Below are 25,420 nucleotides of genomic sequence, written 5' to 3' on the forward strand. Positions count from 1 at the left end.
TCAATGTGAGTCTTTTTTTAATAAATATGATATAATAAGTAAAAAAGGGAGGGATTTATGATGAAATCAAAAATGAAATATGCGCCTTTAGCGATTGCTACCTTGATTGTCAGTATCATATCGCTTATTGGAACATATATGATTTATTCACCATTAAGTCGTTTGGCTGGAGGATCAGGTTCATATGATACTTCTGCTTTAACAGGCTTAACAACAGAGTCTATGTCAACAATCTCACTTATCTTTTGTCTGGGTATTGTGGCAACAGCTGTTATTGTTATTTTCTTAGCCGTTTATTTTATTTATGAAGAAAGAAAACTGGCGATTATCATCAGTTGTATTTTAGCGGTTATAGAATTTATCTTGTTTTTAAGATTTTTTGACACCATTGTATCTACGTTGATGAGTGGAATGAGTTCTTTATTTTTAGGAACGAGTGAAGTGGGAGATATCACTGGTTCTATTATGGGAAGTTTACAGCTTGTTTTACTTGTTGCAATTATTGGTGTTATCTTTAATGCCTTGATTCTTTTACAGATGTATCATGTGCTTCATCTTTCTTTTTTACAGCCTTATATGCCAGATATGTCTTATGGAAAGGTTACTGAAACGCCAAAAGAAACAAATTCATCATCTGACAATCATGAAGAAGGAGGGGAATCATCATGAAAAAAACATATGCATTTAAACCTTTATGTTTATTGGTAGTGATCTTTGACTTCATTTTATCAATCAGTTTATGGAGAATCCTCTCTATGTCATCTGATATTTTCAGTTTAATGAGTTCTCTTTCTGGTCTTTTCAATACAATCATTTTCTTTATGGTAGGAATTTTAGGAACTATTATTGTGACAGTGCTTTTATATCTTTACTATTTGAAAAAGGAAAAAGTTCAAAGTCTTTTATGGGATGCTATTTTGCATACGGTTATCTCTGTTTATTTTGTTGTTCAATTAGTGGGGTTGGGAGACTCATTACAGAATTTGACTGGCAGTGATGTTATCGTCACTATCATGGGAATTATTGTTTTTGCTTCTGCACTACTTCATGTCTTTGTCATGTTGCGTTTAGATGGTCTTGTGAAAGTGACGACGTTAGATGCCTATTTGCCTGCTGGAAATGGGGAAGTTTTCCAAAACGAAACACTTCATCAAACACAAGATAATGTGAGTGAGACAACAACGAATGATGAGGCAAAAACTTCACAGACACCTACTGAACCTGTAATAACAAAAGAAAAGACAGTGGCCTTTTTCAAAACTAAAAATGGTAAAATTGTATTTGGTGTTATCGCTGCGATTATTGTCATTTTTGCAGGTTACAAAATCTGGGATACTTTTTTTAATAAGATAGAAATAGATGCTTTTCAAAATATGGTTTTATCTTATGATGGCTATAATGGAGCAGGAGAAGCTTATATTGAAGAATATAATATTGATTATGATATGACAAATGAAAATCTAGCAAGTTTTGTAAATACAATCTCTTTTGATATCGAAAATAATGGTCAGCTTTCTAATGGAGATAAAGTCACTGTGAGAGCCAATTATTCTCAAGAAACAGCAAAACAGTTAAAAGTTGTTTTGAAGGAAGAAACAAAGGAATTTGATGTTTCAGGATTAACAGTGAAATATCAAAGTGCTTCTGAAATAGATCAGGATATTTATAAGAAAGCCTATGATGAAGCTATCTCAGAGGCGACGAATACTTATAACGGTGACCAGACACAACGTCAATTCTATAAAGCCTATTATATTAAGGAGAATAGTGAACAGATCACTTATCAAAGAAATTATCTTGTCTTTGTTTTCCAGGAAACTTATCAGGATTATGATTTTTCATCTCATCAATACGTAGACAGTACAAGATATATGTATTATTATACAAACTTTGATTCAAGTTATGATCCCGATAGTGATTATATGGGACAATCACGTTTATATACTGACTCTTTTGAATATGTAGAAAATGCAGATGATGTTCAATCTACACTTCAAAATTCATCAATAGCTGATTATGGTCAAGCTACTATAGAAGAAGTAAATATATCAGTATCATAAGAAATTCAACATTTTCTTTCATTATAGAGGAAGTAACTGATGTGACTTCCTCTGTTTTGGAAAGAGTCTATTGAAAATTGAAGAATCAATTATATGGTTTATTATTGATATCTTGGTATAGCATCTTTGAATTTAACGTATTTAGGTACGTTTTTTTGTTTGTAAAAATAGCAGTTGAATGATGTTTGATTTATAGAAAAGTGGAAAGACTTGTATATAGGAAAGGAGAAAAGAAATGAAATATACAAGGAAAATGATAACAGCTGCTATGTCATTGATGTTGATATGTTCATCATTGATGAATGTTTATGCTGCAAATTCTATCCAAGATATTAAACTTGATAAAACAGCGACACAACTCAATGAAGATGATGAAACAACTGTTCAATTGAGGATGAGTGGAAATGAAGAAAAGACTTATTCAGATGTTGTCTTTGTATTAGATAAATCAACAAGTGTTGATGTAAGAAACGAAGCTAAAAAGATGCTTGATGAATTATTAGTGCAGGCCAATAAAGGCAATATCATTCAAGTAGGTGTTGTTCTTTTTAATAAGAATGCGACTGATAGTACGAGTCTTGCTTTAACAAAATTGACAGCAGACAATATTGATCGCATGAAAAAAGCAATTGACCAGAAACTGGAAAGTGGGACAAATATTTATGCTGGGCTTAAAAAAGGTGAAGCAATGCTGGATGCAGATACACAGACTTCTTCCAACAATAAACATCTTGTTTTGGTGACGGATGGTGTGACTTATCTGTGGGGTGATGGGCAAAATGAAAATGATATTATGTCTATCTATAGTGAAAGTGCTTTTCCGGGCAATGGTGTCAATACACAGGGCCAGATTCTTGCTGGTAATGATATGATGTCAGCACATCATGCAGGTCGTGATTATATGAATATGACAGAAGCGCAACGAAAAGAAGCAGCTCAGACATATTATGAAGAATTTCAGAACATTGCAACGTGGTATCAGACATATGGTGAAAGCATCACATCAGATATAAAGCAGTATCAGCATGTCTATCAGTTAGGGGCATATACATCGGATGCAGGAACGGTATATACTAACAGCACTTATCAAGAAGCGGGCTTTGAAGAAGGAGAGTATGTCGCAGTTGAAGATTTAAATCAACATGCTTCTGCAAATGATGCAGCCGTTTATCAGGCTGTCACAGCATGGCGTGATATTACAACAAAATATCATGGGTATGCCTATGCCAATACAAGATATTATGATAGTTACGCATGGTGCCGATATGTAGAAAACTTGAGTCAGATTGGAGGACAGTCAGAAGTTATTCCAACAGATGTATCAGGTATGTTTGATAATGTGAAAAGTGATATTTTATATGCTATGAAAGCTGGTAGTATCACAGACATCATTGGTGATGATTTTGATTTAAAGAATTTAAGTACAGTGACATTAAGCGTTGGCGAAAAAGTATTAAAAGGAACAATTCAGGGAAATACAATATCTTTTGAAGACCAATATCAGATTCACTATCAAAGTCATGATCAGGAACAACTTGTTTTAGATATTCAAACACCTCTTCAAAAAGGGCAGGCTCTTGAATTGTCATATGTTTTATCTTTGACTCACAAAGAAACGAATGCAGGCATATATGAAACATATACCAATGAAAAAGCAACCTTGGCTTATGAGTCAAGTGATGGTACCCAGGGAGAAATGGAATTTCCTAAACCTATTGTGTCTTATGAAGTCAAAGAAGAGGTAGAAATAACACCTCCTCATCAGTCAACAGATGATCAGACACCAGAAAATAATCAGGAATCACAACAGACACCTCCTACTTCATCTGTACAATCACAACCTGTTCAAACAGATGATTTGACAGTGATGTGGCCATATCTGGTTCTTTCTCTATTTGCTTTATTGACTTTAGGAATTATGTTCAAAAAGAAAAAAACTTTATAAAAGCTTTTTACGCACTCAGGTGCGTTTTTTTGATGAGAAAATAGGTTCTTTATGTGAGACAAGCATTGTTTCTTTTCATTTGATGAGCTTTATGTTATATTAAACGAAAGTGGTGATGATAATGAAAAAATGGATTTGTTTTTTGATGACATGCTTTTTATTAGTAGGATGTCAAAATACAAAGACAGAAAAATTGAAAATTGAAGGAATTCAGCCTATTGCATATGAAGAGTTAACACAGAATTTAAATTCAGATGTTACATTTTTATTGTATATTGGTAGACCTGACTGTGGAGATTGTCAGGAGTTTTATCCTATTTTAGAGGAATATATCAATCAACATGAGGGAACAGGTATTTATTATCTGAATATTAAGGAATATAGGGATCGTGCACGTGATGAGGATGCCTCACAGGAAGAGAAGGATTTTTATGAAAATCTTTATCAGCGATTGGAGTTTGATTGGACACCTACCATTCATGTTGTGAGAAATGGCGATATGGTCAAAACTTATCAGTATCTTGATGAGGCTTATTTTGAAATAGAAGATAGAGAGAAACAATTAGAAAGAAAGCAAGAATTTTTAGATGAATTTGAACAGTTCATGGATGATTATTTTGAGGAGGAGTAATATATGAGAAAATGCCCAAGATGTGGACATGAGTTAAAGGAGAATGAGAATTTTTGTTCTCATTGTGGATTGGATTTAAGGCAGGGTTATTCAAATAAGAAGCCTAATAATAAGGCAATGACATATTTATTATATGTGATTATCTTTTTTTCCTTTATTACGATACCATTATTATATAGTCGTGTTTTAAATCAAATGGTTAATCGTGAACCTGTGCAACAGGAGACAAAAATAGAACTTCCAGATGTTGTGGATAGTGAAGCAACAGCTTTGATTGATAGTTATGAGACTTTAGCTGATTTTCAGAATCAATTTACAAATGTAGATGATATTGTTGAAGATATTGAAAATTATGAAAAGACATTATCCCAAAAAAATGGTACATGGGAAAAAGAATATCAGATTCAAATTGCTGATAATTATAATATTTATTATGATTTGACTTATCGTTTAGCAATCAATGATGATTTCAGTGTAGAAATTCAACGCTCTTATGATCGTGCTCATACTTATAATGATGAAACAGTTGTATTTGTTAAAAATCATGCAACAACGTTTGATGAACTGTTTTTCACAGAAGAACAACAACAGATTATTCAAACATATACAGGAAATCAGACAACAACAACTCAGCTGATGAATGATTTTAAAGAAAGAAAAGATGAGTTTGAACAAAAGAAAAAAACTTTAGGTCATTATGGTATGGGAAATTATGATGGTCAGTCTTCATTTGTTGTGTATCGTCAAGATCAGACTTATTATTCCAAACTGACTTATACGCATACCCCACAAGATTATATTAGCTAAGAGGCAAGTGCCTCTTTTTTTCTTTGCTTTTGAGAAGAGATTAGATATAATAGGACAAAGGAGTTCAAATATGAAAATACTTATCAGTGATGTAGATGGAACATTGATTCATGATGGTGACAATATCAGTGTATACAATATTGTGAAAATGAAAGAATTACAGGCTCAAGGGCATTTAATTGCATTATGTACAGGTAGACAGTTTTTTGAAATCAAATGGGTACTTGATCAATATCATTTTCCTTTTGATTATCTGATACTTAACAATGGTGCTCAGATTCTAGATAAGCATTATCAAAAAATATATGATTGTGTAATTTCTAGAGATGTTGGACAAGCTATTTTAGATTATACGACTAAGTTTTCTGGGTTATGGTCTTATTATAGTGATGGGAAGTTGAGCTATGGTTACAAAAATGGACAATGTGTTGAACATATGAGCCAACAGGAAAAGGTAGTAAGTGGTTCTTTTCAAGACTGTTATCAAAGTGCCCAACAGTTTGAAATTATTTCTTTTCATCAGGATGATCAAAATATGGATATCACAAAAATGTGTTATGAGTATATTCAGAAGCATTTTCATCAAGAGGTTGAGGCTTATTATAATCTTCATTATGTGGATGTCGTCGCTAAAGGCTGCTCCAAGGGTCAAGGATTGAATACGCTTTGTGAAATGCTGAAAATTCCACGTCACCATATTTATGCCATTGGTGATTCATATAATGATTTATCCATGTTGCAAGAAGTGCAGAATAGTTATACTTTTGTATATGCTCAAGATGAGATTCGAAAGATGATACCACGTCATGTTCGCTATGTTTATGAAGTGATTGAAGAAATGTTAGGAGGAGAAACAAATGAGCTGGCAAGATAAATTAAGACAAGTTCAACCTTATATTGCAGGAGAACAACCACGTATTCAAAATCTGATTAAATTAAATACAAATGAAAATCCTTATCATCCAGGAATAAAAGTCAAAGAAGCCATTCAACGTTTTGATGCTTCAAAACTCTCATTATATCCACGTCCAGATGCTGATGAATTAAGACAGGCCTTAGCGGATTATCATCATGTTTCTGAGCAACAGATATTCATTGGAAATGGTTCCGATGAAGTACTGGCACTCCTTTTTTTAACATGTTTTAATGGTGAAGCACCTGTCTTATTTCCAGATATCAGTTATTCCTTTTATCCTGTTTATTGTGATTTATATCAAATTCCTTATCAAAAAATACCATTAAATGAACAATTTGAAATTGTCAAAGAAGATTACTATCAGGAAAATTCAGGAATTATCTTCCCTAATCCTAATGCACCTACAGGATTGTGTGTTTCATTGCATATGATTGAAGATATCTTAAAACATAATCAGGAAAGTATTGTGGTGATTGATGAGGCTTATGTTGATTTTGGAGGAGAGAGTGCAGTTTCATTAATTGAGCAGTATCCTAATCTTTTGATTACTCAGACATTTTCTAAATTCAGATCATTGGCAGGGATTCGTTTAGGAGTGGCCATTGGTAGTCAGGAAGTGATTGCTAGATTATATGATGTGAAAAATTCTTTTAATTCTTATCCTATTGATAGTCTTGCGCAAGTTATTGGGCTAGCAAGTATGCAGGATAGTGATTATATTCAGGACAATGCTCAAAAGATTATAGCAACCAGAGAATATACAAAAAAGCAATTAAAAAAATTAAGATTTGAAATGCCTGATTCAAAAGCTAACTTTCTTTTTATTAAGCATCCTCATTATGATGCTCAAACACTTTTTGAAAAGTTAAGAGAAAGAGGCATTCTTGTTCGCTATTTTCATCAGCCAAGAATTGAACAGTATCTAAGAGTGACGATTGGAACCCAACAACAGATGGAAATCTTTATTGAAGAAATAAAAAAAATACTTGAAGAAGAGATTTAAAGAATTTCTTCTTTTTTTTACCCAAAGAGAATGTCTTATATTATGTCAAATATCTCGATGGAAAGGGACTTTTTTCAAATATATAATAAAGATAAGATGAGGAGGGAAATTATGAAAAATGCGATGTTTATGAATCATATCATGGAAAAAGTTGATAAAATTGCGCAACCAATGAATCGTTTTTCTAAAATACCCTTTATCAAAGCAATCACCAATGGTATGGTCGCAGCTATTGGTGTGACGATGATTGGGTCCATTTTTTTGATTTTTTATCTTTTGTGTTCTGATGGAAATCTGACAGAAACAGCATTGCTTCCTTTTTTGAAACCTTTTGCGGATGAGATATCCCTTGTCAATAGCTTATCTATGAATATTATGGCTGTTTATATGGTCATTTCCATTGGTAGTGAATATGCCGAAATCAAAGGGATAAATAAAACGACAGGAGCTGTTGGCTCATTCTTTGCATTTATATTGTTAAACTATGCATCTATTGGACAGCTGTTTGTAGAGAGAGTGGAAGCAACGGCTTTACCAAGTGCTGTGCCCATTAATTATTGGGGCGGTGCTGGGGTGATTACAGCACTGGTTGCTTGTGCAATTTCTATCCAAGTGATACAGCTGTGCTATCATTATCATATTCGTATTGCTTTGCCTGATTCTGTTCCGCCAGCAATTGCAGATAGTTTCTCAGCTATTATCCCTTACCTTTTTATCACATTGATCTGTTGGGGAGTCAGGACAATCATGAATATGAATCTTCCTGAACTTGTTGGAGAGATGTTATTGCCAGTCTTATCAGGAGCTGATAATATCTTTGTGTTTAGTTTCGCCCATTTTTTGGCAACGCTTTTTTGGGCGGCTGGATTAAATGGAGATAATATTGTGAATGCTGTGATTACACCATTTACAACTTCCTGGATTATTGAAAATAATGAAGCTTTTCTTAGTGGACAAGCTATTCCTCATGTATGGGTTCCTAGCTTTAATCGTTTATTTTTCTGGGTATCTACCTGCTGGCCTGTATTGTTTTATATGTATAAATCTCAAAATCAATTACCACATTTAAAAACACTCGCAACTGTCTGTTTGCCTTCTTCTATTTTTTGTATCGTAGAGCCCGTCATGTATGGTTTGCCCATTGTTTTAAACTCATTCCTCGTTATCCCATTTGTTTTATCACATACGATTACTGGTGTTTTAACCTATGCTTTAACAGATATGGGAATCATTGGAAAAATGTATCTCAATTTACCATGGGCGACACCATCACCGATATTAGGTTATTTGGCAACAGGGGGATCCATTATGGCAGTAGTCATAGTCTTTGTGAATTTTATGATTGGGATTGTGATTTTTTATCCATTTTGGAAGGCCTATGAAAAATCTGAAGTAGAAAGAATTCAAAGTCAGGAAAATATATAATGTTGAATAAGTCAAAAGAATCATTGTGTTTTTTTGGCTTTTTTTGTGGGATGAGAAAATTGCACATTGCTTTTTTTTGAACTATGTTTATGTTATAATACAAGCGTCTAAAATAATAATATGAAATAGGAGATTTATGAAAAAAGATTTTGCAGTTATTTTTGATTTAGATGGTACATTATTAAATACTGATTTGTTGATTAGGAAGTCGTTTGAACATGTTTTTAAACGCTATAAGCCAGATTATCAAATCAGTGATGAGGAACATCTTTCATTTTTAGGACCAACATTAAAATATACTTTTTCTAGATGTTTTCCAGAATATATGATTGATGAACTGATTGATTATTATCGAGAATATAATCATTCTCATCATCAGGATTATGTAACAATTTATCCACATGTACAGGAAACATTAGCATATTTACATGCTCAGAATTATCCAATGGCTGTTGTCACAACAAAATATTGTCATGCAGCATATATTGGTTTGGATTTATTTAAGATAACACCTTATTTTGATATGGTTTTAGGAATGGACGATGTGAAAGAGGTCAAACCTTCACCGGAAGGAATTCTTCGTGTGATGGAAACGTATCATTGTTCAAAAGGATTATATATAGGTGATAATGTGACAGATATTCAGGCCGGACAAAATGCCGGTATATATACAGCGGGAGTCAAATGGACACCGAAAGGATATCAGAAGATGGAAAGTCTTCATCCGGATATAATGATTGATGATATGTCACAGATTATACCATTTATAGAAAGGATGGAAGAAAAATGATTGATTTGATTGTGATTGGAGCAGGTCCAGCTGGATTAACTGCTGCTTTATATGCAAGTCGAGCAGGAGCCAGTGTTCATGTTTTAGATGGAGGAGCACCAGGCGGAAAAATGAACTTAACGGCTGAGATTGAAAACTACCCAGGTTTAATTACAAAAGGACCGGAATTGGCTTATGCAATGTATGAACAATGCTTGTCTTTTGGGGCTCAATATGAATTTGGTGAAGTTGAACGCATTGAACACTTTGATGACCATCAGGTTGTGCATGTGGGAGACAAAACATATGAAGCACGCTATGTGTTTATTGCGACAGGGACAAAAGAACGTCACATGGGTATTCCTCATGAAGAAGAAATGAGTGGAAGAGGTGTCTCTTATTGTGCAGTTTGCGATGGACCTTTCTTTAAAAACAAAGATGTTTGTGTTGTTGGTGGTGGAAACAGTGCCATTGAAGAAGCGATTTATTTAAGTGATATTGTCAGTCATGTTCATGTTGTTGTGAGACGTGATGTTTTGCGTGCTGATCAATATTTGGCTGATAAACTCCAACAAAAAGAAAATGTCGTAATGCATTATTTAAAGAAACCTCATGCGATTGAAGTGACGGATCAGAAAGTCAGTGGTTTGATTGTTGAGGATTCTCAAACAGGAGAACTTTCAACCATTCAGGCACAGGGAATCTTCCCATTTATTGGGTTGGATCCAATTACAGAATTTGTGAAAGATTTGGGTATTGTTAATGAAAAAGGATATATAGAAGTTGATGAAAATCAACAAACAGCAGTTGCAGGTATTTTTGCTGGGGGAGATGTAACTGAAAAACATTTACGACAGGTTGTCACAGCAGCAAATGATGGAGCAGTTGCTGGACAGTATATTGCATCATTATTGAAATAGAAGGGAAAAGGAAAACTTTTCTCTTTTTCTATAAAGTCATGAGAAAAAGAGTACACTTATAATGTGATTTTTGATATAGTATAAAGAAGAGGGTGAGTTTATGAATAAAATTGAAGTGGTTGTTGTAACAGGAATGTCTGGGGCCGGAAAGACACAGGCAATGGCTATTTTTGAGAACATGGAATATAGCTGTATTGATAATTATCCGATACCTTTGTTGAAAGAATTTGGGGATTTGATGCGTACTTCTACAAAGTATTCGAAAGTGGCTATGGCTATATCTTTGGGAGATGCGATTTTGGCAGTGAGAATTTTATCTAATATGGATTGGGTGGATCTGACAGTTATCTTTTTAGATTGTGAAGATAAAGTTTTACTTTCACGTTATAAACAAACAAGACGTTCTCATCCATTAATGATTAGTAATGTCGCATCATCATTGGTTGAAGCTATAGAATTTGAAAGAGAAATGGCTGATCCAATCAGTCAGCTGGCTAATATTGTTATTGATACGACACTTTTAAAACCATCTAAGCTGCAGGATAAACTTGAAAGTTACTTCCATAAAGGAAACCGAGATACTTTTAGAGTCTCATTTATTTCTTTTGGTTATAAACATGGCATTCCTCGTGATGCGGATTTATTATTGGATGTGCGTTTTTTACCTAATCCTTTCTATATTGAAAGCTTAAGAAAATTGACAGGTAATGATAAAGAGGTTTATGATTATGTGATGTCACAAAGTGAGACACAGGAATTTGTGAAAAGAACGATTGAATACTATGATTATTTGTTGAAGAAATATGAAGAAGAAGGAAAAATGCAAATGATTATTGGAATTGGATGTACCGGAGGTCAACATCGTTCTGTGACATTAACGAATTATTTTGCAGATTATTATTCAAAATATTATCAGGTTTATAAATGGCATCGTGATGCCGATCATTAAGGAGGGTGTGTGATGATTTCTTTTTCAAGAATCGTCAAGGAGGAAATTGTTTTTAATGATTTTGATCAACCATGTGAGAAAGCGATCCTCTGTGCTATGATTAAAATTATTGGAACTTTATCATTAAATCAGTCAGGTTTAACTTTAACATTAAGAACAGAAAATGCAAAAATTGCATCTAAATTACACAAGTTTTTAAAGGATTTATATCAACCACATATAGAGTTTCGTGTTTCACGAAAGATGAAACTCAAGAAGAATAATATTTATACTTTAATGGTATCAAAAGCAAGAGAAATTTTAGAAGATTTGCATTTGATGGAAGGAATAGGCATTCAAAGTTTCCCAGATGATAGAATTCTTGAAACAGATGCCCAAAAGAGGGCTTATCTGGCAGGAGTATTTTTATCTTGTGGAAGTGTTAATAATCCAGATACCTCAAACTATCATCTGGAAATGAGTGTGAATGAACAGGATTATGCGATGTTTATTATGGAGTTGATGAATCGTTATGAGCTAAATGCCAAGATGATTAAACGTCGTAATAAATATGTTGTTTATTTAAAATCAGCAGAAAAAATTGGTGATTTCTTACGTGCGATTGGCGCATCACAGTCAGTTATGAATTTTGAAATGACACGTATTGATCGTTCTATGGCAAATACTGTCAACAGATGGAATAACTGTGATATCGCCAATGAAGTCAAGGCATTGAGTGCTTCATCAGCACAGATTGAAGATATCGCCTATATTATTGATAAAGCCGGTATTGAAATATTAGATGATAAAACACGTACTGTTGCTTTATTGCGCCTAGAAAATCCAGAGTTAACTTTAAATGAATTAGCAAATGCCTATGTCGAACAGACAGGACAGACAATCAGTAAGTCAGGGTTACATCATCGTTTTAAGAAAATCAAAGAAGAGGCTCAAAAGATACGTCAAATGGAGAAGGATTAGTCATGGAAAATATCAATGTCAAATTTGGCAGAAGAATCAAAGAATTGCGTTTAATGCAAAATGTTTCACAGGAAGAACTGGGATTTCGTTGTCAGTTATCTAAAAACTATGTTTCAGATGTGGAAAGAGGACGTCGTAATGTATCTTTAAAAGTTATTGAGAAATTTGCTTTGGGTTTGAAAGTCCCTGTTTATTATTTGTTTGTCTGGCACGAAGAAGATCAGTCAGTTCATTTATAGTTTATATTTATCATATAGACTAAATGGCAAAAGGAGACGTGTTATGGGATATCATTTTATCTATTTATTATGTGTATTAGTATTGATTATGTTGGCATTAAGATTGTTTTTACCAATTCTTGTTGTCCTCATTGGTGTTATTATAGTGATTTGGGGTATAAGAAAACTTTTTTCTTCACGCCATAAACAAACACAGGTCAATGATGATGAAGATCGTCGTTATTATGAATCATACTATCAGGAAACTCAAAATCAGGATAGTGATGTTATAGATGTTGATTATAAAGTTGTTGATGAGGAAGAAAATCCTCGTTAATTCAATCATTGAGGGGGTTGAGACATGTTTTGTCCAAATTGTCAAAACGAAATAAACGAGGATATGAATTATTGTCCTCATTGTGGATATCAGATCAAAAGATGCCCACATTGTCATAGTATCATTAAAGAAGGAGAACAGTATTGTTCAACTTGTGGACATTTGCTTCATCCAAATGAACAGATAGGTGGATATTATCAGCCACTTTTTTATGATGAGGATCCGATTCAAGATGAAAAACCTACATCTTCATTTAAAGATATACCAGTCAATAAAAAAGTGAATAAGATTTTTGTTTTAATTTGTGCTGTTGTGTTGGCTATATTAACAGCTATATCTTATGAATATATTTATCATGGACCATCTTTGAATGCTACCAATTATCAGACTGATTTACCACAGGCGGATATGGTTATATCACAAGAAACAAATACATCAAGTCAAATAGGAAATATCAATCAGAATGGTTTGGCTTATTTTGATGGTGAAAACCTTTATATGAGTAATGATCAGGGTTATCTGGTATCCATGGATAAAAATCTGGATAATCGTCAAACATTAATGACACAGGTTAGTGAGTATATTCAGGTTTATGATAATCATCTTTATTATACTGACAAAAATCATTATCTCTGTCAGGCGTCTTTAAATGGTGAAGATCAGCAGACACTTATCTCTCAAGCTGTTTATTATGTTTATATTGTCAATGACCATATTTATTATCAACGAGATGATGATAATGAATCTATCTATGTCTATGATTTACAAACCAAACAGGAAACCAAACTCAATGATAGAAAGTCTTATCGTCTGAATGTTGTTGATCAAGTTATTTATTATACAAGTACAGATGGTATATATCGTGTACAGACAGATGGAAAAAACGATGAGAAAGTCTTAAGTGGTTCTTATCATAATCTGATTTATCAAAATGGATGGCTTTATTATATGGATGATGAGGGAACAATTTCTTGTTTAGATGTTGAAAATCTTCAAACAGATATTCTTAAAGAAAGAGCAGTCCAATTCCTTAATATCAATGATCAGTATCTTTTCTATCAGTCTATGGATGGTAGTGTTGTGAGATACGAATTATCAACAAAACAGGAGAAAACTGTTTATAATGGACTTGTTGAATCAGGATTTATAGTTGGTGATAAATTGATTTTGAAGACATATACTTCTACATATCAACAGGATAGTTATTTTGTGATAATGGATTTTGATGGTGCACAGCAACAAAGATTGTTTTTTGATGGATCAGGAGATTATATATAATGGTTGTTGTATTGGTTGCAGCCAGATATCAAAAAATATTAGAATGGTTAAAGCAGGCACCTATTCAAGGTATTCAATCCATCACAATAATTAAACAAAAAGGTCCAAAGATATTCTTATATGTCGAAACATCTTTCGATTATCATCAAGTGGTGCAGAGTTTTAAAAAACGTATTCGAGATTGTGGTGGCATTATGTATGTCTATCAGTTTTATGGCATTTTTCAGGGCATGATTGATTATCATGATTATTTATCTGATGAAACAAAATTATCTATGCCATATTATCAATCTTCAAATAGAGATATTTTAGAATCTGAATATTGTAAGAAATAGTTGTTTTCAACAGCTATTTTTTATTATGTGCAATCAAGAAAATTTCATAGCATTCCAAGTCAACTGGTGCTATAATAGTGCATATATTAAAAATGAGGTAAAAATATGTTAATAAAAGAGATTATAGAAGCCACTGGTGGAATGTTATTAAGTGGGAATATCAATGAGGATATCCATGGTTTTACACAGGATACGAGACAGATTCAGCAAGGAGATATGTATATTCCTCTGATTGGTGAAAACAACGATGGGCATCAGTTTATTGAACAGGCTTTTGAAAAAGGTGCTAGGGCAGTCATAACATCACAGGTGATAGATTATCCTAAGAAAAATGTGATCTTGGTTCCAGATACTTTGCAGGCGTTGACAGATATGGCTGCTTATTTAAGAGAGCATCGTCATGTTAAGGTTGTTGGTATTACTGGCAGTGTTGGCAAGACTAGTACGAAAGATATGATTTATGCTGTGGTCTCAACACAGTATCATGCTTTAAAGACTTTAGGAAATTATAATAATCATATTGGATTGCCACTTACGATTTTGAGACATCGTGATGAAGAAGTTATGGTTTTGGAAATGGGGATGAATCATCTTGGAGAGATTCGTCATTTGACAAAAATCGCAAAGCCCGATGTTGCTGTGATCACCAATGTAGGAACAGCGCATATTGGTGAATTGGGATCGCGTGAGAATATCTTAAAGGCCAAGATGGAAATTGTTGAAGGGTTGTCTTCTCAAGGTGTATTGATTATCAATGATGACAATGATCTTTTACATGGTGTAGAAGAAAATGGTTATCGTATGATACGCGTTGGTAAAAATGAAGACTGTCAGTTAAGAGCCCACCATATTCAATTACTTTTGGAAGAATCTTATTTTGATTTGGATTATCAGAATCAGACATATCATGTTCATGTCCCTGTTTCTGGAGAACACTTTGTGACGAATGCTTTGCTGGCGATTGCAGTGGGCTTAAGTTTAAAGATAGATATTAAAAAATGTATTGCGGGTATTGAACAGTTTGAACTGACACAAAAGCGTATGGATGTGATTGAACTTGCGCAGGATATAAAAGTTATTGATGGCACATACAATGCAAATTTAGATTCGATGAAATCAAGTCTTGATGTTTTGGCACAATATCCTCAAAGAAAAATAGCGATTTTAGCTGATATGCTGGAACTGGGAGAATATACTCAAGCCTTTCATGAAGAAGTTGGAGAGTATGTGGCTAAAAAACATATTGATCAATTATGGTGTGTTGGACAGGCCAGTCAGTGGATGGCTTTAAAGGCTCAAGAACATGGCGTAGAGACATATCATTTTGAAAATAATCAACAGTTAATAGATGCATTAAAAAATCATCTTCAAGATCATGATGTGATTCTTTTAAAAGGATCAAATGGTATGCATCTTCAAGAAATTGTAGAGTATTTAAAGGAGACATATAAAAAATGAAAAAATTAATGATTATATGTGGAGGACAATCTACAGAAAATCTGGTATCAAGAATGTCTTGTACATCTGTATTAAAAAATCTTCATAGAGACTATTATGATTTAACTTTGGTTGGTATTGATCAGGATGGTCAATGGTATCTTTTAGATGATACGCAAGATGATCTTGCGACAAAAGGTTGGCTTGATTTGGCAACACCTGTTAAAGATGTCTATCAGCTTATTCAACAACAAGATGTTATTTTCCCAGTTTTACATGGTAAATATGGTGAAGATGGAACCATCCAAGGTTTATTTGAATTGGCTCAGGTGCCTTATGTTGGTTGCCATACTTTAGCTTCAAGTGTTGCGATGGATAAAATATATACGAAAAAAATCTTACAAACAGTAGGGATTCCACAAGTCAAATCTCTCTATGTGAAGAAAAGATATGATGGAAAATATGTTGTTGTCAATCAACAGTTTGAAGAAACAGAAGACGTTTTAAAAACAGTGAAAGAAACACTAGGTTTTCCATGCTTTGTGAAAGCAAGTCGTTCTGGATCAAGTGTAGGATGCTTCCGTGTAGATAGAGAAGAGGACTTTTTAGATATTCTTGAACAGACAGGACAATATGATAGTCATATTGTTGTAGAGGAATATATTGACTGTATTGAATTAGAAACGGCAGTCTTAGGTAATGATGATCCAGTTGTTTCACGTGTAGGACAAATTATGCCTCATGGTGAATTTTATACATTTGAATCAAAATATGAAGATGAAGAAAGTAAGACATGTATTCCAGCTTTGGTTGATGCTGATATTCAGGAAAAGATTAGAGAATATGCATTGAAGGTGTTTAAAGCTATTGATGGACATGGTCTTTCACGTGTTGATTTCTTTTTGGATAAGAAAACAAATCAGGTTTATTTGAATGAAATTAACACAATGCCTGGTTTTACAAAAATTTCGATGTATCCACAATTAATGGCTGATTATGGTCTTTCTTATAGTGATCTTATCGATCGATTAATTGAATTAGCATTTGAACGATAGAATAACTCTTAGTAGTTATTCTTTTTTTGCATATAAAGCGAAAAAAATGCTTTTAAAGCGATGTAGATATAGTTTGTAAAATGCACTTTATTTTTTGAAAAACACTAAAAATAATATATTTATTTTCATAAAAGTGAAAAAAAGAGAACTGAAAAAAAGAAATTATGGTTGACTATGTTTGAGAAAAGGTATATGATATATCCAACAACTCTATAATAAATACAGTGATAGGAAATAGTAAATAATAGGGGAAGCGTAGAGAAATTCTGGCTGGTGAAAAGAATTGTGAGAATATTATTGAACTCGTCCTTGAGTAGAGCACTGAAAGTATAGTAAGCTGCTACGGAATGCGACCGTTATCACGCTAGAGTATGAACTTATAAGATAAGCGTACTTGATAAGGTTATTGTCGTGAGGCAATAATGAATATGAGGTGGAACCACGAAGTCATGAACTCTCGTCCTCTATTATGAATTTTTTCATAATGAGAACGAGATTTTTTATTATAGGAAAGGGGAGGAAGAAGATGAATTATAAAAAATATAAAAAGTTTGAAACAATCAAATTAACAGATCGTACATGGCCAGATCATGAAATTGAACATGCACCTATCTGGTGTTCAGTTGATTTACGTGATGGAAATCAGGCATTGATTACACCAATGAGTATTGATGAAAAAGTAGAAATGTTTCAGCTCCTTGTTCGTTTGGGATTTAAAGAAATTGAAGTTGGTTTTCCATCATCATCACAGATTGAGTATGATTTTTTAAGATTATTAATAGAAAAGAATTTAATACCTGATGATGTTACTGTTCAAGTCTTAACACAGGCTAGAGAACATTTAATTAAAAGAACTTTTGAATCATTAAAGGGATTAAAAAAAGCTGTTGTGCATATTTATAATTCAACATCTATTTTACAAAGGGATGTTGTCTTTCATAAAAGTAAGGAAGAAATTAAACAGATTGCTGTTGATGGGACAAAATTAGTCAAAGATTTATCACAGGATTTTGATGGTGAAGTCATTTTGGAATATTCACCAGAAAGCTTTACTGGAACAGAAGTTGATTATGCGATGGAAGTCTGTGAAGCTGTTTTGGATACATGGGGAGCTTCAAAAGAACGTAAAGTGATTATCAATTTGCCATCTACAGTGGAAATGGATACGCCAAATGTATATGCTGATCAGATTGAATGGATGTGTCGTCATTTCAAAGATCGTGAAAGAGTCATTGTCAGTGTACATCCACATAATGATAGAGGATGTGGCGTTGCAGCGACAGAATTGGCTTTATTGGCTGGTGCTGATCGTGTTGAAGGAACTCTCTTTGGAAATGGAGAAAGAACAGGAAATGTTGATATTATCACATTGGCTTTAAATATGTTTACACATGGTATTGATCCAGAATTGGAACTTGGACAAATGAATCAAATTAAGAATGTTTATGAAAAATGTACCAAAATGGAAGTTCCACCTAGACAACCATACGCTGGAGAACTTGTCTTTACAGCTTTCTCTGGCAGCCATCAGGATGCCATCAATAAAGGTATGTATGCTTATCATCAACGTGGTGATGGTATTTGGGAAGTGCCATATTTGCCAATTGATCCAGCTGATTTAAATCGTCAGTATGAACCAATTGTACGTATTAATTCACAGTCTGGAAAAGGTGGCGTTGCCTTTGTTATGGAAACTGTTTTTGGTTATCATTTACCAAAAGCATTGCAGGTAGATTTTGCGAAATCTATTCAAAATATCAGTGAATTAGAGGGAGAAGTATCTCCAGAACGTATCTATGATACATTTAAGAAAGAATATATTGATATTGAATATCCATACAAATTTATTAAACAAAGACTGATTGATATTAGTGATGAAGATAATGAATATGAAAGACGTGCTGAAGTGACAATCGAAGATCATGGAGAATTAAAAACTTTAATTGGATATGGTAATGGACCAATCGATGCTGTAAAGAATGCATTTAACTCAACAGATGATTTCTTATATACAGAATTGGTTAATTATAGTGAACATGCTTTGACATCAGGTTCTAATTCTAAGGCTGCTGCTTATGTTCAGCTACGCCCATTAGGTGTTGAAGAATGTGAATATGGTGTGGGTGTTCATTTGAATATCACAACGGCAACAATTAAAGCTATGATTTCAGCCATGAATCGTATATATAAAAATATTAAAAAGGAAGGATAGATTATGGAAGAACTCATTTTATCAATACTTGTACACAACAGTGCAGGGGTACTGACACGTGTGAGTAGTCTTTTCTCAAGACGTGGCTACAACATTGATAGTTTAACAGTTGGACCGACAAGCATTGAAGGAATTTCAAGAATGACAGTTGTAGCTCAAGGCAATCAGCAGATCTTAGAACAGATTGAAAAACAGTTAAGAAAACTTGAAGATGTCATTGAAATTTTTGCTTTGCCAAGTGAATCATCTGTTTATCGTGAACTTGTGCTAATCAAAGTAGAGGCAGATCGCAGTACACGTGCTGATATTGTGTCAATTGTTGATATCTTTAGAGCAAAGATTGTGGATGTGTCACCTGATTCAATGGTCATTGAAGTGACAGGAACACATAGTAAAATTAATGGCTTATTGGCTATGTTAGATGGCTTCAATATTGTTGAGATCGTACGTACTGGTTTGGCTGGTATTTCAAGAGGTCTTAATGATTTTGAAATAAATAAAAAAGAAAACAGGGGGTAAAAAAAATGTCAAAAATTTATTATGAATCAGATTGTAATTTAGCTTTGTTGGATGGAAAGACAGTAGCGATTATTGGTTATGGGTCTCAAGGACATGCTCATGCATTGAACTTAAAAGAATCAGGAGTTCATGTTATTGTTGGTTTATACGAAGGGTCTAAATCTTGGGCAAAAGCAGAAGCTCAGGGATTTGAAGTTTATACTTCTGCTGAAGCTGCTAAAAAAGCAGATATCATCATGATTCTTATTAATGATGAATTACAGGCAAAATTATATAAAGAATCTATTGAACCAAACTTGGAAGAAGGAAACATGTTGATGTTTGCTCATGGATTTAATATTCATTTTGGTCAAATTGTTCCACCAAAAAATGTTGATGTGACAATGATTGCACCAAAAGCACCAGGACATACAGTACGTAGTGAATATCAGGCAGGAAAAGGAACACCATGTTTAGTAGCAGTTGAACAAGATGCAACAGGTAGAGCTTTAGACATCGCTTTAGCATATGGTTTAGCTATTGGTGGAGCAAGAGCAGGTATCTTGGAAACAACATTCAGAACTGAAACTGAAACTGACTTATTTGGTGAACAAGCTGTATTATGCGGTGGTGTTTGTGCTTTAATGCAAGCTGGTTTTGAAACTTTGGTAGAAGCAGGATATGATCCAAAGAATGCATACTTTGAATGTATTCATGAAATGAAATTGATTGTTGATTTGATCTATCAATCAGGATTTGAAGGTATGAGATATTCTATTTCAAATACTGCAGAATATGGTGATTATATTACAGGACCAAAGATTATCACTGAAGATACAAAGAAAGCTATGCGTCAAATCTTACAAGATATTCAAGATGGAACATTTGCGAAAGATTTCTTATTGGATATGTCACCAGCTGGAGGACAAGCTCATTTCAAAGCTATGCGTAAATTAGCTAAAGAACATCAAAGTGAAAAAGTTGGAAAAGAAATTAGAAGCTTATATAGCTGGTCTGATGAAGATAAATTAATTAATAATTAAGACACACACACTTTGTGTGTGCTCAGTAAAGAGTGAGAAAGCTCTTTAGTGAGGACATACAAAGTGATAAGGGGGATTAAAAACATGTCAATGACGATGACACAAAAAATATTAGCTGATCATGCTGGATTAAAAGAAGTCACAGCTGGGCAGTTAATTGAAGCAAAATTAGATGTTGTAATGGCGAATGATATTACAGGACCAATGGCTTTGCCAATCTTTAAGCAAATGGCTGACCATGTTTTTGATAAGGATAAGGTTGTTTTGGTTCCTGATCATTTTACGCCTAATAAAGATATGAAATCAGCAGAAAATTCTAAGGCTATTAGAGAATTTTCTAGAGAACAATGTTTAACACATCATATGGAACAGGGAAAATGTGGTGTTGAACATGCGATTTTACCAGAACAGGGAATTGTTGTGGCTGGAGAGTGTATCATTGGAGCTGATTCTCATACTTGTACTTATGGAGCGTTAGGGGCATTTTCAACAGGTGTTGGAACAACAGATATTGCGACAGGTATGGCGACAGGAGAACTATGGTTCAAGGTACCTAGTGCTATCAAGTTTGTATTAAAAGGAAAACTACAGCCTTATGTTAGTGGTAAGGATGTGATTTTACATATTATTGGTCGTATTGGTGTTGATGGGGCTTTATATAAATCAATGGAATTTACTGGCGATGGTGTCGCTTCTTTAACGATGGATGATCGTTTTACCATTTGTAATATGGCCATTGAAGCTGGAGCGAAAAATGGTATTTTCCCAGTAGATGACAAGACTAGAGAATATATGAAAAAACATTCAAAGAAAAGCTATAAAGAATACCAGGCAGATGAAGATGCTGAATATGATGAAGTCATTGAAGTTGATTTGTCAAAGATTACACCAACTGTTGCTTTCCCTCATTTACCAGGAAATGCACATACAATGGAAGAAATCAATGAAAGTGAAAAGATTTATATCGATCAGGTTGTGATTGGTTCATGTACGAATGGTCGCTTAAGTGATTTGCGTAAAGCAGCTGCTATCTTAAAAGGAAAGAAAGTTGCTGATACGCTCAGAGTCATGGTCATTCCTGCAACACAGAAAATCTTTGTGGAATGTATTCGTGAAGGTTTGGCTGAAATCTTTGTTGAAGCAGGATGTGCATTCAATACACCAAGCTGTGGTCCATGTATGGGTGGTCATATGGGTGTTATGGCCAAAGGTGAAAAATGTGTTTCCACAACAAATCGTAACTTTGTAGGAAGAATGGGAGATACAGAATCTTTAATTTATTTAGCGTCTCCTGAAGTTGCGGCAGCGAGTGCAATTGCCGGATATATAGCTGATCCAAGAAAGGTGGGAGAATAACATGAAAGCCAAAGGAAAAGTTTTAAAATATGGGGATAATGTGGATACTGATGTTATTATCCCAGCACGTTATTTAAATTCATTTGATGCACAGGAATTAGCCAGTCATGCGATGGTGGATATTGATCCAACATTTGTGGAAAGATTAAATCCGGGAGATATTATGGTAGCAGGAAAGAACTTTGGATGTGGTTCTTCACGTGAACATGCGCCATTAGCTTTAAAAACAGCTGGAGTCAGCTGCGTGATTGCCCAGTCTTTTGCTCGTATTTTTTATCGTAATTCTATTAATATTGGCTTTGCCATCTTAGAATGTCCTGAAGCTGCTCAAGATATTGATGAAGGAGATCAGGTGGAAGTTGATTTTGATACAGGAATTATTAAGAATCTTACAAAAAATAGAGAGTATCAGGCACAACCATTCCCTGAATTTTTACAAAAAATGATTCAGGCCAATGGATTAGTGAATTATGTGAATGAAAAGAAGAGGGGATAAGTCATGGAAAAAACAATAGCAGTCATTAAAGGTGATGGGATTGGCCCAGAAATTGTGGATGCTTCGTTGCATGTCTTGAATGCTATAGCAGAAAAATGCCATCATACTTTTCATTATCAATATATTTTAATGGGTGGAGCTTCTATCGATGCATATGGTGTTCCATTGACAGATGAAGCTATTCAAGTTGCTCAAAACAGTGATGCTGTTTTGTTAGGGTCTATCGGTGGAGATACGAATACTTCACCATGGTATCAGTTAGAACCATCACTAAGACCAGAAGCTGGTTTATTAAAAATGCGTAAAGCTCTAGGCTTATTTGCAAATTTAAGACCTGCTTATCTGTATAAAGAATTAAAAGGGACCTGTCCTTTAAAAGAAGAATTAAGCCAACAAGGCTTTGATATGATCATTGTTCGTGAATTAACAGGTGGACTTTATTTTGGTGAAAGAGAAACCAAAGAGATTGATGGTCAAATAGTAGCTCATGATAATTTAATTTATAGTGAAGCAGAAATTCGCCGTATTGCCAAACGAGCTTTTGACATTGCCATGAAACGTCGTCATAAAGTGACAAGTGTCGATAAGGCCAATGTTTTGGATACATCACGTTTATGGCGAAAAGTTGTCAATGAAGTCGCCAAAGATTATCCAGATGTTGAATTAGAACATATGCTTGTGGATAACTGTGCGATGCAGTTAGTCAAAGATCCATGTCAGTTTGATGTTATTCTAACAGAAAATATGTTTGGAGATATTTTAAGTGACGAAGCCAGCATGATTACAGGATCTATTGGTATGTTATCTAGTGCATCACTAAGAGAAGATAAACTGGGTATGTATGAACCAAGTCATGGAAGTGCACCGGATATTGCAGGAAAGAATTTAGCCAATCCAATCGCAACGATTCTTTCTGCAGCCATGATGCTTCGTTATTCATTTGATATGGATGCAGAAGCAGATATGATTGAAAAAGCTGTTGAAAAAGTCTTGGAAAAAGGTTATCGAACAGTTGATATTATGTCTCAAGGAAAAACACAAGTCTCTTGTGAAGAGATGGGACAATATATTGTAGAAAACTTGTAATGGGGAGGTATGAACATGAAAAGTGATCAAGTCAAAAAAGGTGTGGAAAGAGCTCCACATCGTTCATTATTTAATGCGTTAGGTATGACTGAAGAGGAATTAGATAGACCACTTATTGGGGTGGTGAATTCTTATAATGAAATTGTTCCAGGTCATATGAATCTAGATAAAATTGCGGAGGCAGTGAAAAAAGGAATTTATTTAGCAGGAGGAACACCTGTTGAAATTCCTGCCATTGCAGTTTGTGATGGTATTGCGATGAATCATACAGGAATGAAATATTCTTTAGTGACAAGAGAATTGATTTGCGATAGCACAGAATGCTTAGCTAATGCTCATCAATTTGATGGTTTGGTTATGATTCCAAACTGTGATAAAAATGTTCCTGGTTTGTTGATGGCAGCAGCAAGAATTAACATCCCAACCATTTTTGTCAGTGGGGGACCAATGCTGGCAGGAAGAAGATTGGATGGTAAACAAACATGTTTATCATCATTATTTGAAGCTGTTGGGCAATTTAATGCAGGAAAAATTACAGCTGAAAAACTCAAAGAATTTGAAGAAAAAGCATGTCCAACATGTGGATCATGTTCTGGTATGTATACAGCAAATTCAATGAACTGTTTAACTGAAGTTTTAGGAATGGGGTTAAAAGGTAATGGAACAATTCCAGCTGTTTATAGTGAAAGAATTAGATTGGCTAAACATGCAGGTATGCAAATTATGGAATTAGTCAAAAAGGATATCAAACCAAGAGATATTATGACAAAAGAAGCTTTCTTAAATGCCTTAACTGTTGATATGGCTTTAGGATGTTCAACAAACTCTATGTTGCATTTACCAGCGATAGCTTATGAAGCAGGCGTTGAGTTAAATTTAGAGATTGCTAATGAAATCAGTCAACATACACCAAACTTATGTCATTTAGCTCCAGCTGGAGATACTTTTATGGAAGATTTAAATGAAGCTGGTGGCGTGTATGCGGTGATGAATGAATTAGATAAATTAGGTATTTTACACACTGATGTTTTGACTTGTACAACAAAAACATTAAAAGAAAATATTGAAGGATGTGTCAATTTAGATCCAAATATTATCCGTCCTGTCGAAAATCCATATATGAAAACAGGTGGTATTGCTGTATTGAAAGGAAATTTAGCACCTGATAGCTGTGTTGTTAAACAAAGTGCAGTGGCACCAGAAATGTTACAACACAAAGGACCAGCTAGAGTCTTTGATTGTGAAGAAGATGCAATAGCTGCTATTCGTGCTGGTAAGATTGTGGCAGGAGATGTTGTTGTCATTCGTTATGAAGGACCAAAAGGTGGACCAGGTATGAGAGAAATGTTATCACCAACATCTGAAATCGCAGGTATGGGATTAGATAAGGATGTGGCTTTAATTACGGATGGTCGTTTCTCTGGCGCAACACGTGGAGCTTCTATTGGACATGTTTCACCAGAAGCAGCAGTAGGAGGACCAATTGGTCTTGTAGAAGAAGGAGATATGATTGATATTGATATTATCAATCATCGTATTGAATTGTTAGTTAGTGATGAAGAGTTAGCAGAAAGAAGAAAGAATTTTAAACCAAAATTACCAGTTGTGAAAGGATATTTGAAAAAATATGCTTCTATGGTGACATCTGCCAATACTGGAGCTGTTTTAAAAGTCAAAGAATAGG

25 protein-coding genes and 1 other annotated feature are annotated in these 25,420 nt (G+C 34.1%); all 25 genes read left to right on the forward strand.

Annotated elements, in window-relative coordinates; genetic code table 11:
* Positions 1-57 precede the first annotated feature (57 nt).
* Positions 58-669 carry a hypothetical protein gene (locus ACZYT4_RS00660; protein WP_463781684.1) on the forward strand — a complete coding sequence of 204 codons (612 nt, stop codon included), beginning with the start codon at positions 58-60 and terminating at the stop codon, positions 667-669.
* Entirely contained in the window at positions 666-2,060 is a 1,395-nt protein-coding gene (locus ACZYT4_RS00665) for a hypothetical protein (RefSeq protein WP_463781685.1), read from the forward strand. Before ACZYT4_RS00660 ends, ACZYT4_RS00665 begins: the two co-directional genes overlap by 4 nt.
* A gap of 235 nt (positions 2,061-2,295) precedes the next feature.
* A complete protein-coding gene (locus ACZYT4_RS00670) occupies positions 2,296-4,005 on the forward strand; it encodes a vWA domain-containing protein (RefSeq protein ID WP_463781686.1) in 1,710 nt (569 codons plus the stop codon).
* A 121-nt stretch (positions 4,006-4,126) separates the two neighbouring features.
* Complete coding sequence (locus ACZYT4_RS00675; RefSeq protein ID WP_463781687.1) at positions 4,127-4,636, forward strand: DUF6568 family protein; 510 nt, start codon at positions 4,127-4,129, stop codon at positions 4,634-4,636.
* Between the two features lie 3 nt (positions 4,637-4,639).
* Positions 4,640-5,443 (forward strand): zinc ribbon domain-containing protein, encoded by an 804-nt coding sequence (locus tag ACZYT4_RS00680; RefSeq protein ID WP_463781688.1) that lies wholly within the window; start codon positions 4,640-4,642, stop codon positions 5,441-5,443.
* A gap of 70 nt (positions 5,444-5,513) precedes the next feature.
* Complete coding sequence (locus ACZYT4_RS00685; RefSeq protein WP_463781689.1) at positions 5,514-6,317, forward strand: HAD-IIB family hydrolase; 804 nt, start codon at positions 5,514-5,516, stop codon at positions 6,315-6,317.
* Entirely contained in the window at positions 6,301-7,362 is a 1,062-nt protein-coding gene (gene hisC, locus ACZYT4_RS00690; RefSeq protein WP_463781690.1) for a histidinol-phosphate transaminase, read from the forward strand. The genes ACZYT4_RS00685 and hisC overlap by 17 nt, the downstream gene beginning before the upstream one ends.
* A 111-nt stretch (positions 7,363-7,473) precedes the next feature.
* A complete protein-coding gene (locus ACZYT4_RS00695; RefSeq protein ID WP_463781691.1) occupies positions 7,474-8,787 on the forward strand; it encodes a PTS sugar transporter subunit IIC in 1,314 nt (437 codons plus the stop codon).
* 136 nt (positions 8,788-8,923) lie between these two features.
* Positions 8,924-9,577 carry a pyrophosphatase PpaX gene (gene ppaX, locus ACZYT4_RS00700; RefSeq protein ID WP_463781692.1) on the forward strand — a complete coding sequence of 218 codons (654 nt, stop codon included), beginning with the start codon at positions 8,924-8,926 and terminating at the stop codon, positions 9,575-9,577.
* A complete protein-coding gene (trxB, locus tag ACZYT4_RS00705) occupies positions 9,574-10,476 on the forward strand; it encodes a thioredoxin-disulfide reductase (RefSeq protein ID WP_463781693.1) in 903 nt (300 codons plus the stop codon). The genes ppaX and trxB overlap by 4 nt, the downstream gene beginning before the upstream one ends.
* A gap of 100 nt (positions 10,477-10,576) precedes the next feature.
* Entirely contained in the window at positions 10,577-11,425 is an 849-nt protein-coding gene (rapZ, locus tag ACZYT4_RS00710; RefSeq protein WP_463781694.1) for an RNase adapter RapZ, read from the forward strand.
* 12 nt (positions 11,426-11,437) lie between these two features.
* Positions 11,438-12,385 carry a DNA-binding protein WhiA gene (gene whiA / locus ACZYT4_RS00715; RefSeq protein ID WP_463781695.1) on the forward strand — a complete coding sequence of 316 codons (948 nt, stop codon included), beginning with the start codon at positions 11,438-11,440 and terminating at the stop codon, positions 12,383-12,385.
* Positions 12,386-12,387: 2 nt separating this feature from the next.
* A complete protein-coding gene (locus ACZYT4_RS00720; protein ID WP_463781696.1) occupies positions 12,388-12,624 on the forward strand; it encodes a helix-turn-helix domain-containing protein in 237 nt (78 codons plus the stop codon).
* A 43-nt stretch (positions 12,625-12,667) separates the two neighbouring features.
* Positions 12,668-12,940 (forward strand): DUF4834 domain-containing protein, encoded by a 273-nt coding sequence (locus tag ACZYT4_RS00725; RefSeq protein ID WP_463781697.1) that lies wholly within the window; start codon positions 12,668-12,670, stop codon positions 12,938-12,940.
* A 24-nt stretch (positions 12,941-12,964) separates the two neighbouring features.
* Positions 12,965-14,218 (forward strand): DUF5050 domain-containing protein, encoded by a 1,254-nt coding sequence (locus ACZYT4_RS00730; RefSeq protein WP_463781699.1) that lies wholly within the window; start codon positions 12,965-12,967, stop codon positions 14,216-14,218.
* Positions 14,218-14,553, forward strand: coding sequence for a hypothetical protein (locus tag ACZYT4_RS00735; RefSeq protein ID WP_463781701.1), 336 nt, complete (start codon positions 14,218-14,220; stop codon positions 14,551-14,553). The genes ACZYT4_RS00730 and ACZYT4_RS00735 overlap by 1 nt, the downstream gene beginning before the upstream one ends.
* A 105-nt stretch (positions 14,554-14,658) precedes the next feature.
* Complete coding sequence (locus ACZYT4_RS00740; protein WP_463781702.1) at positions 14,659-16,011, forward strand: UDP-N-acetylmuramoyl-tripeptide--D-alanyl-D-alanine ligase; 1,353 nt, start codon at positions 14,659-14,661, stop codon at positions 16,009-16,011.
* Positions 16,008-17,045 carry a D-alanine--D-alanine ligase family protein gene (locus ACZYT4_RS00745; RefSeq protein WP_463781703.1) on the forward strand — a complete coding sequence of 346 codons (1,038 nt, stop codon included), beginning with the start codon at positions 16,008-16,010 and terminating at the stop codon, positions 17,043-17,045. Before ACZYT4_RS00740 ends, ACZYT4_RS00745 begins: the two co-directional genes overlap by 4 nt.
* Before the next feature lie 215 nt (positions 17,046-17,260).
* Positions 17,261-17,513 (forward strand) — a binding site (T-box leader).
* A gap of 58 nt (positions 17,514-17,571) precedes the next feature.
* Positions 17,572-19,257, forward strand: coding sequence for a 2-isopropylmalate synthase (gene leuA / locus ACZYT4_RS00750; RefSeq protein ID WP_463781704.1), 1,686 nt, complete (start codon positions 17,572-17,574; stop codon positions 19,255-19,257).
* A 3-nt stretch (positions 19,258-19,260) separates the two neighbouring features.
* Positions 19,261-19,776 (forward strand): acetolactate synthase small subunit, encoded by a 516-nt coding sequence (gene ilvN / locus ACZYT4_RS00755; RefSeq protein WP_463781705.1) that lies wholly within the window; start codon positions 19,261-19,263, stop codon positions 19,774-19,776.
* Positions 19,777-19,781: 5 nt separating this feature from the next.
* Positions 19,782-20,798, forward strand: a complete 1,017-nt coding sequence (gene ilvC, locus ACZYT4_RS00760; RefSeq protein ID WP_463781706.1) for a ketol-acid reductoisomerase — start codon at positions 19,782-19,784, stop codon at positions 20,796-20,798.
* A gap of 84 nt (positions 20,799-20,882) precedes the next feature.
* Positions 20,883-22,154, forward strand: coding sequence for a 3-isopropylmalate dehydratase large subunit (gene leuC / locus ACZYT4_RS00765; protein ID WP_463781707.1), 1,272 nt, complete (start codon positions 20,883-20,885; stop codon positions 22,152-22,154).
* Position 22,155: 1 nt separating this feature from the next.
* The gene (leuD, locus tag ACZYT4_RS00770; RefSeq protein ID WP_463781708.1) at positions 22,156-22,650 is read left to right on the forward strand and encodes a 3-isopropylmalate dehydratase small subunit; all 495 of its coding nucleotides are present in this window, start codon (positions 22,156-22,158) and stop codon (positions 22,648-22,650) included.
* A gap of 3 nt (positions 22,651-22,653) precedes the next feature.
* A complete protein-coding gene (leuB, locus tag ACZYT4_RS00775; RefSeq protein ID WP_463781709.1) occupies positions 22,654-23,736 on the forward strand; it encodes a 3-isopropylmalate dehydrogenase in 1,083 nt (360 codons plus the stop codon).
* Positions 23,737-23,751: 15 nt separating this feature from the next.
* Entirely contained in the window at positions 23,752-25,419 is a 1,668-nt protein-coding gene (gene ilvD, locus ACZYT4_RS00780) for a dihydroxy-acid dehydratase (RefSeq protein WP_463781710.1), read from the forward strand.
* The last annotated feature ends 1 nt before the right edge of the window (position 25,420 follow it).

The sequence above is a fragment of the Massilimicrobiota sp. mt181 genome (genome assembly GCF_055420065.1).